Below are 16,174 nucleotides of genomic sequence, written 5' to 3' on the forward strand. Positions count from 1 at the left end.
CACGCAGGGGAGGTCAATCCGCTAGTCTTGCTCAATCCGGGAAGGGAGCCATCCATGTTCGAATCTGCTGAAATCGGTCATTTCATCGATAAAGAAACCTACGAAGCCGAAGTGCCGGCATTGCGCGAAGCCTTGCTGGAAGCGCAGTTCGAGCTGCAGCAGCAAAAGCGTTTTCCGGTTATCGTCCTGATCAACGGCATCGAAGGTGCCGGCAAGGGCGAGACGGTCAAGTTGCTCAATGAGTGGATGGACCCGCGACTGATCGAGGTCCGCACCTTTGACCAGCAGACCGACGAGGAACTTGCGCGACCGCCGGCCTGGCGCTACTGGCGGATGCTGCCGGCGAAGGGGCGCATGGGGGTTTTCTTTGGCAACTGGTACAGCCAGATGCTCCAGGCCCGGGTCCATGGTGAATTCAAGAATCCCCGACTCGATCAGGGCATCAATGCCGCCGAGCGCCTGGAAAAAATGCTCTGCGACGAAGGCGCGCTGATTTTCAAATTCTGGTTTCACCTGTCCAAGAAACAGATGAAGGCTCGCCTCAAGGCGCTGGCGGATGATCCGCTGCACAGCTGGCGCATCAGCCCGCTGGACTGGCAGCAGTCCCAGACCTACGACAAATTCGTCAAGTACGGTGAGCGCGTGATGCGTCGCACCAGTCGCGACTACGCGCCATGGCATGTCATTGAAGGCGTCGATCCCTATTACCGCAGCCTGGCGGTGGGCAGGATTCTGCTGGCTGGCCTGCAGGGCGCGCTGCAGCGAGCGACACTGCACCCGGAAAAAGTCAGCGCTGCGCCGTTGCCTATCAGTGTCGATCAGTTGAACGTACTCGACAGCCTGGACCTCACCCAGCGCCTGGACAAGGATGATTACGAGGAGCAATTGATTACCGAACAGGCGCGGTTTTCCGGTCTGATGCGCGATAAGCGCATGCGCCGCCACGCCCTGATGGCGGTCTTTGAGGGTAATGATGCGGCGGGCAAGGGCGGGGCAATTCGCCGGGTGGCGGCAGCCCTCGATCCACGGCAGTACAACATCGTGCCGATTGCCGCACCCACCGAGGAAGAGCGGGCACAGCCCTATCTGTGGCGTTTCTGGCGGCATATCCCGGCCAAGGGCAAGTTCACCGTGTTCGATCGCTCATGGTATGGACGAGTGCTGGTGGAGCGCATCGAAGGCTTTTGCTCACCGGCGGACTGGTTGCGCGCCTACAGCGAGATCAATGACTTCGAAGAGCAGATCGCCGATGCCGGGGTGATCGTGGTCAAGTTCTGGCTGGCCATCGACAAACAGACCCAGCTGGAGCGCTTCCAGGCCCGGGAAGAAATCCCGTTCAAGCGCTTCAAGATTACTGAAGATGACTGGCGCAATCGGGACAAGTGGGATGCCTACCGGGCGGCGGTGGGTGACATGGTCGATCGCACCAGCACCGATATTGCGCAATGGACGCTGGTGGAAGCCAATGACAAGCGCTGGGCCCGGGTCAAAGTGCTGCGCACGATCAACCGTGCGCTGGAAGAGGCGTTTGAGAAGTCCGACCGCAAGGACAGGAAACACAGGAAGTGAGGCGATGGTTGCGCATACGCGGGGTGAATGATTGTCGCGGTCGGTAATGGGGTGGACTTATGCTCGGTCCACTCTCAACCGATAACAACAATGAGGTATGCCATGCGTGAAGTGGTGATCGTCGACAGCGTGCGGACCGGCCTAGCCAAATCCTTTCGCGGTAAATTCAACCAGACCCGCCCCGATGACATGGCGGCGCATTGTGTCAACGCCTTGCTCGCGCGCACGGGCATCGACCCGGCGAGCGTCGAGGACTGTATTGTCGGCGCCGGCTCCAACGAAGGTGCCCAGGGTTACAACATCGGCCGCAACGTGGCAGTGCTGTCGCAACTGGGCATCGGCACCGCCGGCATGACCCTCAACCGCTTTTGTTCATCCGGCCTGCAGGCGATCGCCATCGCCGCCAACCAGATTGCCTCGGGTTGCAGCGACATCATCGTCGCCGGTGGCGTCGAGTCGATCAGCCTGACCATGAAGAGCGTGAACACCGACAACCTGATCAACCCGCTGCTCAAGGAGCAGGTACCGGGCATCTACTTCCCCATGGGCCAGACGGCCGAAATCGTCGCGCGTCGTTACAACGTCAGCCGCGCAGAACAGGACCTGTATGCCTTGCAAAGCCAGCAGCGTACCGCCCAGGCCCAGGCCGCCGGGTTGTTCGACGACGAAATCGTACCCATGGCGGTGAAATACCGCGTTGAAGACAAGAACACCGGGCAAGTGCAGATTCTCGACGGCATCGTTGATCGCGACGATTGCAATCGCCCGGACACTACGCTGGAAAGCCTCGCGGGATTGAAGCCGGTGTTTGCCGAAGACGGGTCGGTCACTGCCGGTAACTCGTCGCAGCTGTCCGATGGCGCTTCGATGACCCTCGTGATGAGCCTGGAAAAGGCCCTGGAGCTTGGGCTGAAACCTAAAGCGTTCTTCCGCGGGTTCACCGTGGCGGGTTGCCAGCCTGATGAGATGGGCATTGGCCCGGTGTTCTCGGTACCGAAGCTGCTCAAGGCCAAGGGTCTGCAGGTGGCTGACATCGACCTGTGGGAACTCAACGAGGCGTTCGCTTCACAGTGCCTGTACAGCCGCAATCGGCTGGAAATCGATAACGACAGGTACAACGTCAATGGCGGCTCGATTTCCATCGGTCACCCGTTTGGCATGACGGGATCACGGCAGGTCGGGCATCTGGTGCGCGAGTTGCAGCGGCGTAATTTGCGTTATGGCGTGGTGACGATGTGTGTTGGCGGGGGGATGGGGGCGACCGGGTTGTTTGAAGTGGTGCGCTGATCACTTGGATTTTTGGTGACAGTTAGATAGCTATCGCGAGCAGGCTCACTCCTACAGTGATTGATAGTGTCCGCAGATTAAGCGTTCACATCAGCCCTGTAGGAGTGAGCCTGCTCGCGATTGCGGCACCTCGGTCTACCGCCGAGCACTCAATCTCTGCATCCGCTCGATATAAGCCTGAACCCCCCGCGCCGCCACCTCCGGATTTTCAAACGGCCCTTCCTGCGTATTCTCCCGGGTGTCGAAGTACAACTCCCCATTCACGCGACACAAACGATCACTGCGAAAGTGTGTAGCGGGGGCGTTGTCCTGGGCGCGCATGCCGTACATGAGGTTCTCCTGAAGGTGCAGTCCTGGTGGCGGGATCGAATCAGCTTATGTCCTAACTACTCGCCATGCCCAACCAACCGATCGACGGCATGCGACCTGCACAGTTGCATGCGCGGCAGGCCGGCAACTGTGCCTGTGTACTGCCTGGGCATGCGCCTAGAATAACGGTTCTTGCCATTTGGCCCTGTTGAGGTACGCATGCACATTTCATCCGGTCGGTGGGTCTATGGTCTGTTCCTGGCCCTGTTGACCGCACTGTTATGGGGAATCCTGCCGATCAAGCTCAAGCAAGTGCTGCTGGTGATGGATCCGGTGACAGTGACCTGGTTTCGCCTGATGGTGTCCGGCAGCTGCCTGTTCATTTACCTGGCGGCAACCCGGCGCCTGCCCAGTCGCAAAGTGCTCGGCCCGCGGGGTGGCTGGCTGGTGGTGATGGCGGTGCTGGGCCTGGTGGGCAACTACGTGTTGTATCTGATGGGCCTGAACCTGCTGAGCCCCGGCACCGCGCAACTGGTGGTGCAGATGGGCCCGATCATGTTGCTGATCGCCAGTGTGTTTGTGTTCAAGGAGCGGTTCAGCGTAGGGCAGGGGGTTGGTCTGCTGGTACTGCTGATTGGTTTCGTGCTGTTTTTCAACCAGCGCCTGACTGAGCTGCTCACTTCCTTGAGCGATTACACCGCCGGCGTGCTGCTGGTGCTGCTGGCGTCCACGGTCTGGACCTTCTATGCCCTGGGGCAGAAGCAATTGCTCACGGTGTGGAATTCGCTGCAAGTGATGATGGTGATCTACCTGTTCTGCGGCCTGTTGCTGACGCCTTGGGTGCATCCGCTGGAAGCGCTGCAACTGAGCCCGCTGCAGGGCTGGCTGTTGCTCGCGTGCTGCATGAACACCCTGATCGCCTACGGCGCGTTTGCCGAGGCGCTGGCGCATTGGGAGGCTTCGCGGGTGAGCGCGACACTGGCGATCACGCCGTTGGTAACCTTTGCCGCGGTGGCGACGGCTGCGTGGCTGTGGCCCGAATATGTGCATGCCGAGGCCATTAATGGCCTGGGGTATGGCGGGGCGGTGCTGGTGGTGCTGGGTTCGGCGCTGGTGGCGTTGGGGCCTTCGTTGATTGCCGGGCTTCGGGCGCGGAGGGCGCGGTTGGCGGCCAGTTAGACCGCGTTATCGTTCATCGCGGGCAAGCCTTGCTCCCACAAGCCTTGCTCCCACAGACTTTGTGTGGACCTTGCTTATTGAAGCCAACATAAAACCTGTGGGAGCAAGGCTTGCCCGCGATGACTGACTAACAGGCGCTACATCACTTACCCTTTGGCCCCAGCCTCCAGCATATTCTCCGGCCGCACCCACGCATCAAACTCTGCATCCGTCAGATACCCCAGCTGCAACGCCGCCTCACGCAACGTCAGCCCTTCGCCATAAGCCTTCTTGGCAATCTCCGCCGACTTGTCATAGCCGATATGCGGATTCAACGCCGTCACCAGCATCAACCCACGCTCCAGGTGTTCAGCCATTTTCTGCGCATCCGGTTCCAGCCCGGCAATGCAGTGCTGCTGGAAGTTACTGCACCCATCCGCCAGCAGGCGGATCGATTGCAGCAGGTTGTGGATGATCACCGGCTTGAACACGTTCAGCTGCAGATGCCCCTGACTCGCTGCAAAGCCGATGGCCACGTCGTTGCCCATGACCTGGCACGCCAGCATCGACAAGGCTTCGCACTGGGTCGGATTGACCTTGCCCGGCATGATCGAACTGCCAGGCTCGTTGGCCGGCAGCTTCACTTCAGCGAAACCGGCACGCGGCCCCGAGCCCAGCAGACGCAGGTCGTTGGCGATTTTCATCAGGGTCACGGCCAGGGTCTTCAAAGCGCCAGACAAAGTGGTCAAAGGCTCATGACCGGCCAGCGCGGCGAATTTATTCGGAGCTGTGACAAACGGCAGGCCGGAGAGAGCCGCCAGTTCGGCGGCAATCGCTTCGCCAAAACCATGTGGCGAATTCAGCCCGGTACCCACCGCCGTGCCGCCTTGAGCCAGTTCACAGACCGCCGGTAACGCGCTGCGGATCGCTCGCTCGGCGTAATCCAGTTGGGCGATGAACGCCGAAAGCTCCTGGCCGAAGGTGATCGGCGTCGCATCCATCATGTGCGTGCGACCGGTCTTGACCAGCTTCATATGCCGCGCCGCCAGTTCCGCCAGGCCGCCGGACAGTTCGCCGATCGCCGGCAACAGTTGCTGTTGCACAGCCTGGACCGTGGCGATGTGCATGGCAGTGGGGAAGCAATCGTTGGAACTCTGGGAGCGGTTCACATGATCGTTGGGGTGCACTGGCGACTTGCCGCCGCGCAGGTTGCCGGCCAGTTCATTGGCGCGACCGGCGATCACTTCGTTGACGTTCATGTTGCTCTGGGTACCGCTGCCGGTCTGCCAGACCACCAGCGGGAATTGCTCATCGTGGCTGCCGTCGAGCACCTCGTCGGCCGCCTGTTCGATCAGGCGGGCAATGTCGGCCGGCACGTCGCCATTGCGGTCGTTGACCCGCGCGGCGGCTTTCTTGATCAAGGCCAGCGCGTGCAGTACGGCCAATGGCATGCGTTCGTTGCCAATCGCGAAGTTGACCAGCGAGCGTTGCGTCTGAGCGCCCCAGTAGGCCTCATCCGGCACTTCAACCTGGCCGAGGCTGTCGGTTTCGATACGGCTCATCGTGCACACTCCTGTAGGTCTGATAGCGCAGTTTAGGCCGTGATCGTCCGTGGTGGTTCCATCAGTGTGTAATTTGCCCTTTTAACCCCTCTAAATAAGGCCCCACAAGGGTTGGGGTTGAGTGACACACTTTTTTAGGCGCAGAATGGACGCCCTTGGGGTTTTACCTCGCCTGCTAGAAAAGGAAACTCGATGACTCGTCTTCGTGCCATCTGTACCGCGGTTGCACTGGTTTGCGCCAGCGGCCCTGTTTTTGCCGATACCGCCAGCCACAACGCCAGTGCCGAGGCTTTCCTGACCCTGGCGCACGCTGACAAATTGGGCACTCCGGTGTACATGCAAGTGCAGCAGATGTTCGCTCAGCGCTTTCAACAGACCAAAGCGCCCGAGTCGAAAAAAGCCCTGCTGGAAACCTACCAGGCCAAGGCCAACGCTGCTCTGGACCAAGCCATTGGCTGGAACAAGCTGAAGCCGGACATGGTCAAGCTCTACACCACCAACTTCAGCGAATCCGAGCTCAAGGACCTGGTAGCGTTCTACCAGTCGCCACTGGGCAAGAAAGTCCTGGAAAAAATGCCGCAGCTGACCCAGCAATCGGCGCAGATGACTCAGGCCAAGCTGGAAAGCGCGGTACCTGTAGTCAACAAGCTGCTGGCTGACATGACCGCGGAGCTCGAGCCTAAAGGCGCTGCTCCGGCCAAGAAAAAGCCTTAAGCGGAGTCGGGTATGACCATGCAACAACGCATTGAGTCGACGTTGGGCCTGCTGCAGCCCGAGCACCTGCAAGTGCTGGATGAGAGCCACATGCACAGTCGTGGGTTGCAGACTCACTTCAAGGCAGTGATCGTCAGCCGGCAGTTTGAAGGGCTTAATCGCGTCAAGCGTCACCAGAAGGTCTACGGCACGCTTGGCGAGCTGATGGGCGAGTTTCATGCGTTGGCGCTGCATACCTACACGCCTGAAGAATGGGCACAGATGGACGCGGCCCCGGCCTCGCCGACCTGTGCTGGCGGTAGCAAAAACTGAAGTCACTACCTTTGTGGGTGATTGCCAGCTGTGGGAGCAAGGCTTGCTCGCGATAGCGCCCTCGAGATCGCCATCGCGGGCAACCCTTGCTCCTACAGAAACCACAATTTTTTTGCTAGAATCCGCAACGCGCCGCTAACCCGGCGCGTTTTTTTTGAATCCGGTTCACCCCTTACGAGGGTAGCCACCTGGAGAATCACCCGATGACACAACAGATTGTTGTGGCGGCACTGTACAAGTTCGTCACCCTGGAAGATTACGTCGCCCTGCGCGAGCCACTGCTGCAGGCGATGGTCGACAACGGCATCAAAGGCACGCTGCTGATCGCCGAAGAAGGCATCAACGGCACTGTGTCCGGCAGCCGCGAAGGCATCGACGGGCTGATGGCGTGGCTCAAGAACGACCCGCGCATGGACGATATCGATCACAAGGAATCGTACTGCGACGAGCAGCCGTTCTACCGCACCAAGGTCAAGCTCAAGAAAGAGATCGTCACCCTCGGCGTTGAAGGCGTGGACCCGAACAAGAAGGTCGGTACCTACGTCGATCCAGAAAACTGGAACGCCCTGATCAGCGATCCTGAAGTGCTGCTGATTGATACCCGCAACGACTACGAAGTGGCCATCGGCACTTTCGAAGGCGCCATCGATCCGAAGACCACCAGCTTTCGTGAATTTCCCGACTACATCAAGGAACACTTCGACCCGGCCGTGCACAAGAAGGTCGCGATGTTCTGCACCGGCGGCATTCGCTGTGAAAAGGCTTCGAGCTACATGCTTAGCCAAGGCTTCGACGAGGTTTACCACCTCAAGGGCGGCATCCTGAAGTACCTCGAAGAGGTGCCGCAGGAAGAAACCAAATGGCAGGGCGACTGTTTTGTCTTCGACAACCGGGTCACCGTGCGCCACGACCTGAGCGAAGGCGACTACGATCAATGCCATGCCTGCCGCACCCCGGTGAGCGTGGAAGACCGTGCATCCGAGCATTACGTGCCGGGCATCAGTTGCCCACATTGCTGGGATAAGCTGAGCGAGAAGACTCGCCGTAGCGCCATCGACCGGCAGAAGCAGATCGAACTGGCGAAGGCGCGCAACATGCCTCACCCGATCGGCTACAACTACAAGCAAACTCCTTCCGAGGCTTGATCCCATGTCTGCGCGCCGCCTGCTCTATGTAATGGACCCAATGTGTTCCTGGTGCTGGGGCTTTGCTCCGGTGGCCGAAGCGCTGGTCGAGCAGGCACGCGCAGCGGGGGTGGAAGTGCATCTGGTGGTGGGCGGCTTGCGCACTGGCAGCGGCGCCGCCCTGGAACCCACCACCCGGCGCTACATTCTCGAGCACTGGCAAGCGGTGACTGAAGCCACCGGCCAGCCGTTCAAGCGTGAGGGTGCATTGCCCGACGGCTTTGTCTACGACACTGAACCGGCGTGTCGGGCGCTGGTAACGGCGCGCAGCCTGGCGGCAGATTGCGCGTGGAAATTGCTCGGCTTGATTCAGCATGCGTTTTACGCCGAAGGTCGCGACGTCACCCAGGCCAGTGTTTTGGTCGAGCTGGCGGAGCAGGCCGGGGTGCCACGCATTGAATTTGCGGCGGCATTTGACCGTGCCGACCAGCACGCCGCAACTGCGGCAGATTTCACCTGGGTGCAAGACCTCGGCATCGCCGGCTTCCCCACCTTGCTGGCCGAGCGAGATGGGCAACTGGCACTGCTGACCAATGGCTACCAACCGCTCAGTGAGCTGTCGCCGTTGCTCGGCCGCTGGCTGGAGCGCGCCGCCTGTGCATGACCTGCCTGACGACGCGCCCGCTCCCAAGCGTGTCGACCGACTGAGCTGGGCGGAAATCCGTCGCCTGGCACTGCAACATAAAAAAGCCCTGTGGATCGCCAACGGCGTTGCCGTCCTGGCGACTCTGTGCAGCGTGCCGATTCCCTTGCTGTTGCCACTGCTGGTCGACGAAGTGCTGCTGGGCCACGGTGATTCGGCGCTGAAGATCATGAACCAGGCGTTGCCCGAACATTGGCAGAAAGCGGCGGGCTACATCGGCCTGATGCTGCTGGTCACCCTCAGCCTGCGCTGTGCGGCACTGTTGTTCAACGTGGTGCAGGCGCGGTTGTTCGCCGCGCTGGCCAAGGACATCGTCTACCGCATTCGCCTGCGCCTGATCGAACGGCTCAAGCGTATCTCCCTGGGCGAGTACGAAAGCCTGGGCAGCGGTACGGTCACCACGCACCTGGTGACCGATCTCGACACCCTCGACAAATTCGTCGGCGAGACGCTGAGTCGCTTCCTCGTGGCCATGCTGACCCTGGTCGGCACCGCGAGCATCCTGGTGTGGATGCACTGGAAGCTGGCGCTGCTGATCATGCTGTTCAACCCCTTGGTAATCTACGCCACGGTGTTGCTGGGCAAGCGGGTCAAGCACCTGAAGAAGCTGGAGAACGACAGCACCTCACGTTTCACCCAGGCGCTCACCGAAACCCTCGACTCCATCCAGGAAGTGCGTGCCGGCAACCGCCAGGGCTTTTTCCTCGGTCGCCTCGGACAGCGTGCCCGGGAAGTGCGCGATTACGCGATCACCTCCCAGTGGAAGACCGATGCGTCCAACCGCGCCAGTGGCCTGCTGTTCCAGTTTGGTATCGATATCTTCCGCGCCGCCGCGATGCTCACGGTGCTGTTCTCCGACCTGTCCATCGGCCAGATGCTCGCAGTGTTCAGCTACCTGTGGTTCATGATCGGTCCGGTGGAACAGTTGTTGAATCTGCAATACGCCTTTTATGCAGCCGGCGGCGCCTTGTCGCGGATCAATGAACTGCTGGCCCGGGCCGATGAACCGCAGTACCAGGGCGGGGTCGACCCGTTCCAGGGGCGCGACACCGTGGGCATCGAGGTCCAGGGCCTGAGCTTCAGTTACGGCGACGACCTGGTGCTGAACCAGATGAACCTGTCGATCGCCCCGGGTGAAAAGGTCGCGATCGTCGGGGCCAGTGGTGGCGGCAAAAGCACCCTGGTGCAGCTGCTGCTCGGCCTGTATACACCGCTGGCCGGCACCATCCGTTTCGGCGGCTCGACCCAGGAAGAAATCGGCCTGGAAACCGTGCGCGAAAATGTCGCCGTGGTGCTGCAGCATCCCGCGCTGTTCAACGACACCGTACGTGCCAACCTGACCATGGGCCGCGAACGCAGCGACGAGGCCTGCTGGCAAGCGTTGGAAATTGCCCAGCTGGACCACACGGTGCGCGAATTGCCCAATGGACTGGACAGCATCGTCGGGCGTTCCGGCGTGCGTCTGTCCGGCGGCCAGCGCCAGCGCCTGGCGATCGCCCGCATGGTGCTGGCCGAGCCCAAGGTGGTCATCCTCGACGAGGCTACTTCGGCACTGGATGCCGCTACTGAATACAACCTGCATCAGGCGTTGACGCGCTTCCTGAGCCATCGCACCACACTGATTATCGCCCACCGGCTGTCTGCGGTTAAACAGGCTGACCGGGTGCTGGTGTTCGACGGCGGGCAGATCGCCGAGGATGGCGACCATCAGCAGTTGATCGCCGACGGTGGTTTGTACGCCAAGCTGTACGGACATTTGCAGCAGCACTAGCGCTACCGGCAAGGGTCTAACTTGCCGGGAGCGGGAACGCCCCCTAGTCTAGCTGTAGCGATCACCTCGGGATGATGATCTGGCAGTGCTAATACAAGGGACCTCATGAATCAAACGCGGACTCTCGGAACTCCACGGTTGTTGGGCATCGTCTGGCCTTTTATCGCCGTTGTGTTGTTTCAGGCGCTGCTGGGCGGCGTCAGTCTTTACGTGTTGTCGGCCGTGCGCGGCTACGTGGCCGGTGAAAGCCTGTGGTCCAAGGGCCAGAAAGACGCCATCTATTACCTCAACCTCTACGCAGAGAACCGCGACGAGGCGATTTTCCTCAAATACCAGAATGCGATCGCCGTGCCCCATGGTGGCCATGAGCTGCGCGTGGCCCTGGATCAGCAGCCACCTGATCTCGAGGCCGCGCGGGTGGCCATTCTCAAAGGTGGAAATCACCCCGACGACGTTGCCAGTCTAATCTGGCTATACCTCAATTTTCGCCATTTCAGTTACCTGGAAAAAGCCATTGAGCTGTGGATGGTGGGCGACTCCTACCTGGTCCAGCTCGATGACGTCGCCAGTGAAATGCACCAGCGCATCAGCGACGGACAGGTTTCCAGTGCCAACGTCACCCGCTGGAAAGACCGCATTTTTGCCATCAATGACGGCGTGACCCCCGCAGCCAAGGCGTTCAGTGACGCCTTGGGCGAGGGCTCGCGGATGCTCTTGCGCCTGCTGCTGGTCACCAATCTGGCAACCGCGCTGGGCCTGATTGCCCTGGCGCTGATGCGTACGCATAAACTGCTCAAGCAGCGCCATGCGTTTGCCGACGCCCTGCAACTGGAAAAGGATCGGGCGCAGATCACTCTGCAATCGATCGGCGATGCGGTCATCACCACCGACGTCGATGGCGCCATCGCCTACATGAACCCGGCTGCCGAGGCATTGACCCACTGGAAAGCCGAGCAGGCAGCGGGACTGCCACTGTCGGCACTTTTCAACTTGCTGGACGAAAATGCTCAGGCAGAGGGTTTCACCCTGATCGAGCACATCCTCAGCGGTCAGCTGCGCGGCGGTAGCGAGCACTCCAAGCTGATCCAGCGCCTGGATGGCAGCACCGTGTCGGTCACCTTGGTCGGCGCTCCGATCCGTAATGCAGGCAAGGTCAGTGGCACCGTGCTGGTACTGCACGACATGACCCAGGAGCGGCAGTACATTGCCAATCTGTCGTGGCAAGCGACGCACGACGCGCTGACCGGCCTCGCCAACCGCCGCGAGTTCGAGTTCCGCCTGGAGCAGGCCCTGCATAACCTCACCCGCCAGGCCGGCCGCCATTCGTTGATGTTTCTCGACCTGGACCAGTTCAAGCTGGTCAACGATACCTGTGGCCATGCGGCGGGCGATGAGTTGTTGCGGCACATCTGTGCCCTGTTGCAGTCGGGTTTGCGTGAGGGCGATACCCTGGCGAGGCTCGGCGGCGACGAATTCGGAATCCTGCTGGAGAACTGCGCGCCTGATTCTGCCGAGAAGATCGCCGATAGCCTGCGCCAGACCGTCCAGAACCTGCACTTCGTATGGAAAGGCCGGCCGTTTGTGACCACCGTGAGTGTTGGCATGGTGCACGTCACCCAGCAGCCGACCACGCTTGAAGCCTCATTGCGCGCTGCGGATATGGCCTGCTACATGGCCAAGGAGAAGGGGCGCAACCGGGTTCAGGTCTACCATGCCGATGATTCGGAACTGTCCCTGCGCTTTGGCGAGATGGCCTGGGTGCAACGCCTGCACATGGCACTGGAAGACAACCGGTTCTGCCTGTATGCCCAACAGATCGCACCGCTTGGCCATGCCGAACAGGACGGCGGACATATTGAAATTCTGTTGCGTTTGCATGATGAAGCGGGGCGGATGATTCTGCCGGACAGTTTCATTCCGGCAGCCGAACGGTATGGGTTGATGACTTCCCTGGATCGCTGGGTAGTTGAAAACGTTTTCAAGATCATTTCGCAGTGCATAGTTGAAAAGCACAAAGGTCCTTTGGCCATGTGTGCGATTAATCTGTCAGGCACTACTATAGGAGATGACGCATTTCTAGACTTCCTGCGTCAACAGTTCATTGTTTACTCCATACCACCTGAAATGATTTGTTTTGAAATTACCGAAACCAGTGCGATATCAAATCTCGGTAGTGCGATTAGATTTATTAATGAACTCAAAGGCTTAGGTTGTCATTTTTCACTTGATGATTTTTGTGCCGGAATGTCTTCATTCGCTTACTTGAAACATTTACCTGTAGACTTCCTGAAGATCGACGGGAGTTTCGTAAAGGATATGCTGGACGACCCGATTAACCTCGCCATGGTCGAAGTGATTAATCACATCGGTCATGTAATGGGTAAGCGCACGATTGCCGAGTTTGTCGAAACAGCCCAGATCGAGCAGGCGCTGCTGGAGATTGGGGTCGATTATGCTCAAGGGTATGTGATTGAACGCCCGCATCTGTTTACCTGCGAAAGTTTGCAAAGTCGTCCGGCGCGGACTCAGCCTTTGTTGTTCAAGGCTCCGGGTACCTTCCGCTGAAACCTCTGGCCGATCCTAACAATCACAATCAAAAGGAGCTCGACAGTGATCGACACATTCATCCGCACCGGACCCCTCATGGAAGCTGCAAGTTATCCATCCTGGGCCCAACGCCTGATCCAGGATTGCAGCGAGAGCAAACGCCGGGTAGTTGAACATGAACTCTATCAACGGCTGCGCGACAACAAGCTAAGTGCGAAGACCATGCGCCAATACCTTATTGGTGGCTGGCCGGTCGTTGAGCAGTTTGCGTTGTATATGGCGCAGAACCTGACCAAGACCCGTTTCGCTCGCCACCCTGGCGAAGACATGGCGCGGCGCTGGTTGATGCGCAATATTCGCGTGGAACTCAATCACGCCGACTACTGGGTGCATTGGAGCCGGGCACATGGTGTCACTCTGGAAGACCTGCAGGCACAAAACGTTGCTCCGGAACTGCATGCGCTGAGCCATTGGTGCTGGCATACCAGTTCATCCGATTCGCTGATCGTGGCCATTGCCGCGACCAACTACGCGATCGAGGGCGCAACAGGGGAGTGGTCAGCCGTGGTCTGTTCCAATGGCGTGTATGCGGCATCTTTTCCCGAGGAAGAGCGCAAGCGCGCCATGAAGTGGCTAAAGATGCATGCCCAGTACGATGATGCCCATCCGTGGGAGGCGCTGGAAATCATCTGTACCCTGGCCGGCAACAACCCGAGCCAGGCGCTGCAGGAAGAGTTGCGCCAGGCCGTTTGCAAGAGCTATGACTACATGTACCTGTTCCTGGAGCGGTGCATGCAGCTGGAGCAGGCTGAGCGGGCACCGGTCACTCGCGAGCGTATGGCGCTGGCGGAAAGTTGATCGGTTGAACCATGCCACAAAAAAAGGCCCGCGCCGCAGTCTGAAATGACAGCGGGGCGGGCTTTTTCATTGTTCAGTCGTTGCTCAGGCGCTGATTTTCAACCCGACCAGGCCGGCGATGATCAGGGCAACGCTGGCGAGCCTGAATAGCGCCATGGATTCGCCGAACAGAATGATCCCGGCGATCACGGTGCCGACGGCGCCAACGCCGGTCCAGATGGCGTAGGCCGTGCCCAGCGGCAATTCCTTCATGGCCAGGCCCAGCAGGCCAAGGCTGATAGCCATGGCGGTAATGGTCAGCGCAGTGGGGAGTGGACGAGTGAAGCCATCGGTGTACTTCAGGCCGACGGCCCAGCCGACTTCGAAAAGACCGGCGAACAACAGAATGATCCAGGACATGAGAGACCTCCATCGATTGACGGGGTCGTCCCCAGGCTAATGACTCGATCGAGCCGCAAGGTCGTCCTCGCGATGCGCATTATAGTGCCCATAATTAACCCGGGGATCAAGTTTTCGGCTCAGTCAGTGGCCTGTCGGGCCACTGCTTCGCAGCTCATTAGATCCCTTGCGGCAGCTCTTCCCCACCCAACGCTTCCACCAACGCCGGCAGGAAGTCGCCGAAGGTCAGCATCATCAGGGTGAAGCTGGCGTCCAGCTGGCCGAGGGCTTCCTCGCCGCCGTCCTGTTCCGCCTGATCCTGCAGCAGGTCTTCGAACTTCAGGCGCTTGACCACCATCTTGTCGTCGAGGACGAATGACAGTTTGTCCTGCCACGCCAGCGACAGCTGGGTGACCACCTTGCCGGTGCTCAGGTGCAGCTGGATTTCTTCGCTGGTCAGATCCTGGCGCTTGCAGCGCACGATCCCGCCATCTTCATGAGTGTCACGCAGCTCGCACTCGTCCAGCACGAAGAAGTCGTCCGCGGCTTTCTGGGTGGTGACCCATTCGGTCATGGTGGCGGTTGGCGACATTTTCACGGTCAGCGGGCGCACCGGCAGCGTGCCGATCACTTCACGCAGGGTGGAAAGCAGGTCTTCGGCACGTTTCGGGCTGGCGGAGTTGACCAGGATCAGCCCCTGTTTCGGCGCGATGGCGGCGAAGGTCGACGAGCGACGGATGAATGCACGGGGCAGGAACGCCTGGATGATCTCATCCTTGATCTGGTCGCGTTCCTTCTTGTAGACCTTGCGCATCTGCTCGGCTTCGATCTCCTCGACCTTCTCCTTGACCGCGTCACGCACGACGCTGCCGGGCAGAATGCGCTCTTCCTTGCGGGCCGAAATCAGCAGGAAGTCACCGCTGACATGCACTAGCGGGGCATCTTCGCCCTTGCCGAATGGTGCGACGAAGCCGTAGGTGGTCAACTCCTGGCTTGCACATGGACGCGCCTGTTTGGTGGCCAGTGCAGTTTCCAGCGCCTCGGCATCAAAAGGCAGATCTTGGGTCAGGCGATAGATAAGCAGGTTTTTGAACCACATGGGGTGAGTCTCTCCTTATATGCAAAGGGGGGCATTATTATCTTCGCGGTGCCATAGGCCAACCCTTCTCTAAGCCTTTGGAAGAGCTCGCAAAATTATTTTAAAAAGTGCTTGCCAGAGATGGGGGTGCTCCGTAGAATGCGCGCCACACCGAACGTGAAGGGTGATTAGCTCAGCTGGGAGAGCGTCTGCCTTACAAGCAGAATGTCGGCGGTTCGATCCCGTCATCACCCACCATTCGCATTCAGTGTTACGCGCAGCGGTAGTTCAGTCGGTTAGAATACCGGCCTGTCACGCCGGGGGTCGCGGGTTCGAGTCCCGTCCGCTGCGCCATATTCGGTAACCTGGAACGCTGAACGCCAGGTCACCACGGAAAAGCCCGCTTAGGCGGGTTTTTTTCTGCCTCAAGTTTGTATGTTGTTCCTGCAGGACGTGTCGTTTCACCGATTTTCGGATTTATTTGAAAAAATATTCAATTAAATCAACACATTACGAGAATATGTGGCATAATGCGTCCCGTAACGAAGCGAAGGGTGATTAGCTCAGCTGGGAGAGCGTCTGCCTTACAAGCAGAATGTCGGCGGTTCGATCCCGTCATCACCCACCATTCGTTTCAAGCGTTTTGCGCAGCGGTAGTTCAGTCGGTTAGAATACCGGCCTGTCACGCCGGGGGTCGCGGGTTCGAGTCCCGTCCGCTGCGCCATATTCGGTAATCTGGAACGCTGAACGCCAGGTCACCACGGAAACAGCCCGCTATACGCGGGCTTTTTTTCGTCTGCGATT

At 59.5% G+C, this 16,174-nt stretch carries 14 protein-coding genes and 4 tRNA genes; 14 read left to right on the top strand and 4 right to left on the bottom strand.

All coding sequences use genetic code 11. The annotated features are described in order from the left end of the window. The first annotated feature begins 54 nt into the window (after positions 1 to 54). Positions 55 to 1,569: a polyphosphate:AMP phosphotransferase gene (pap, locus tag ACYZTK_RS22900; RefSeq protein WP_462011906.1), complete on the top strand. Its 1,515-nt coding sequence runs from the start codon at positions 55 to 57 to the stop codon at positions 1,567 to 1,569. Positions 1,570 to 1,671: 102 nt separating this feature from the next. Beyond that, on the top strand, positions 1,672 to 2,856 hold the full coding sequence (locus tag ACYZTK_RS22905; RefSeq protein WP_462011907.1) for a thiolase family protein: 1,185 nt from the start codon (positions 1,672 to 1,674) through the stop codon (positions 2,854 to 2,856). Between the two features lie 135 nt (positions 2,857 to 2,991). Here ACYZTK_RS22905 and ACYZTK_RS22910 read toward each other — a convergent pair whose 3' ends face one another. Next, the gene (locus ACYZTK_RS22910) at positions 2,992 to 3,186 is read right to left on the bottom strand and encodes a DUF6316 family protein (RefSeq protein ID WP_462011908.1); all 195 of its coding nucleotides are present in this window, start codon (positions 3,184 to 3,186) and stop codon (positions 2,992 to 2,994) included. A 198-nt stretch (positions 3,187 to 3,384) separates the two neighbouring features. Here ACYZTK_RS22910 and ACYZTK_RS22915 point away from each other — a divergent pair, with 198 nt between their 5' ends. Beyond that, on the top strand, positions 3,385 to 4,344 hold the full coding sequence (locus tag ACYZTK_RS22915; RefSeq protein WP_462011909.1) for a DMT family transporter: 960 nt from the start codon (positions 3,385 to 3,387) through the stop codon (positions 4,342 to 4,344). 146 nt (positions 4,345 to 4,490) lie between these two features. On the opposite strand, the gene ACYZTK_RS22920 is transcribed toward ACYZTK_RS22915, so the two are convergent. Beyond that, entirely contained in the window at positions 4,491 to 5,885 is a 1,395-nt protein-coding gene (locus ACYZTK_RS22920; protein ID WP_462011910.1) for a class II fumarate hydratase, read from the bottom strand. A 192-nt stretch (positions 5,886 to 6,077) separates the two neighbouring features. Here ACYZTK_RS22920 and ACYZTK_RS22925 point away from each other — a divergent pair, with 192 nt between their 5' ends. From ACYZTK_RS22925 to ACYZTK_RS22955, 7 genes are all read left to right on the top strand, one after another. Beyond that, positions 6,078 to 6,599, top strand: coding sequence for a DUF2059 domain-containing protein (locus ACYZTK_RS22925; RefSeq protein ID WP_266017826.1), 522 nt, complete (start codon positions 6,078 to 6,080; stop codon positions 6,597 to 6,599). Between the two features lie 12 nt (positions 6,600 to 6,611). Further along, a complete protein-coding gene (locus ACYZTK_RS22930) occupies positions 6,612 to 6,911 on the top strand; it encodes a BolA family protein (RefSeq protein ID WP_462011911.1) in 300 nt (99 codons plus the stop codon). A gap of 203 nt (positions 6,912 to 7,114) precedes the next feature. Then, on the top strand, positions 7,115 to 8,056 hold the full coding sequence (gene trhO / locus ACYZTK_RS22935) for an oxygen-dependent tRNA uridine(34) hydroxylase TrhO (RefSeq protein WP_462011912.1): 942 nt from the start codon (positions 7,115 to 7,117) through the stop codon (positions 8,054 to 8,056). Positions 8,057 to 8,096: 40 nt separating this feature from the next. Next, positions 8,097 to 8,699, top strand: coding sequence for a DsbA family protein (locus ACYZTK_RS22940; RefSeq protein ID WP_462014955.1), 603 nt, complete (start codon positions 8,097 to 8,099; stop codon positions 8,697 to 8,699). Further along, positions 8,692 to 10,509, top strand: coding sequence for an ABC transporter ATP-binding protein (locus tag ACYZTK_RS22945; RefSeq protein WP_462011913.1), 1,818 nt, complete (start codon positions 8,692 to 8,694; stop codon positions 10,507 to 10,509). Before ACYZTK_RS22940 ends, ACYZTK_RS22945 begins: the two co-directional genes overlap by 8 nt. A 105-nt stretch (positions 10,510 to 10,614) precedes the next feature. Beyond that, entirely contained in the window at positions 10,615 to 13,074 is a 2,460-nt protein-coding gene (locus ACYZTK_RS22950) for an EAL domain-containing protein (protein ID WP_462011914.1), read from the top strand. 78 nt (positions 13,075 to 13,152) lie between these two features. Continuing rightward, entirely contained in the window at positions 13,153 to 13,914 is a 762-nt protein-coding gene (locus ACYZTK_RS22955; RefSeq protein WP_462014956.1) for a TenA family transcriptional regulator, read from the top strand. Positions 13,915 to 13,998: 84 nt separating this feature from the next. Here ACYZTK_RS22955 and sugE read toward each other — a convergent pair whose 3' ends face one another. After that, on the bottom strand, positions 13,999 to 14,313 hold the full coding sequence (gene sugE / locus ACYZTK_RS22960) for a quaternary ammonium compound efflux SMR transporter SugE (protein ID WP_462011915.1): 315 nt from the start codon (positions 14,311 to 14,313) through the stop codon (positions 13,999 to 14,001). Positions 14,314 to 14,470: 157 nt separating this feature from the next. After that, a complete protein-coding gene (gene rdgC / locus ACYZTK_RS22965; protein WP_266017818.1) occupies positions 14,471 to 15,391 on the bottom strand; it encodes a recombination-associated protein RdgC in 921 nt (306 codons plus the stop codon). A gap of 161 nt (positions 15,392 to 15,552) precedes the next feature. Here rdgC and ACYZTK_RS22970 point away from each other — a divergent pair. The 4 genes from ACYZTK_RS22970 (at position 15,553) to ACYZTK_RS22985 (ending at position 16,094) form a co-directional block, all read left to right on the top strand. Next, a tRNA-Val gene (locus ACYZTK_RS22970) sits at positions 15,553 to 15,628 on the top strand. A gap of 19 nt (positions 15,629 to 15,647) precedes the next feature. Continuing rightward, positions 15,648 to 15,724, top strand: a tRNA-Asp gene (locus ACYZTK_RS22975). A gap of 198 nt (positions 15,725 to 15,922) precedes the next feature. After that, positions 15,923 to 15,998 (top strand) — tRNA-Val (locus ACYZTK_RS22980). A 19-nt stretch (positions 15,999 to 16,017) separates the two neighbouring features. Beyond that, positions 16,018 to 16,094: transfer RNA gene (locus ACYZTK_RS22985), tRNA-Asp, on the top strand. Positions 16,095 to 16,174 lie beyond the last annotated feature (80 nt).

The organism is Pseudomonas sp. LB3P31 (genome assembly GCF_054897945.1).